Here is a 325-nt window from a genome sequence, read left to right as displayed (position 1 = left end):
CATATTGCCCTCCCGGCCCTTACCTTGGCCCTCAATCACCCTGTATCGAATGCAATCAGTGTCTGTTACTGCAGAGTAGAGTTTGTACTGCGGTCCTTCGTCTATCACTTTTCGGACCGAGTGCCCGCGCCCTTCTTTACCGTTGGAGTAATGACCACCGAGTACGATTTCCGATTTCTTCATGACTACTTCCTCCCGTTCCACGCCGGCAGCGCGCCGCCGACTTTCCAATTGTTCACTTTGGGGTTTGTCACTGATCGTTTGATATGCTCCGAAACATCACGCCTGATGATGCAGCTTCTTCTCCACGGATGATCCGGTTTGG

At 52.3% G+C, this 325-nt stretch carries 1 protein-coding gene; it reads right to left on the bottom strand.

What is annotated here, in order from left to right:
• Positions 1 to 183: hypothetical protein (locus LD028_RS08675; RefSeq protein WP_237811574.1), on the bottom strand; the 183-nt coding region annotated here is incomplete at its 3' end.
• Between the last annotated feature and the right edge of the window lie 142 nt (positions 184 to 325).

This window comes from Anoxybacillus sp. LAT27, from assembly GCF_022030075.1.
Classification (GTDB): domain Bacteria; phylum Bacillota; class Bacilli; order Bacillales; family Anoxybacillaceae; genus Anoxybacillus; species Anoxybacillus kestanbolensis.
This window is presented reverse-complemented; position numbering and strand designations above follow the sequence as displayed.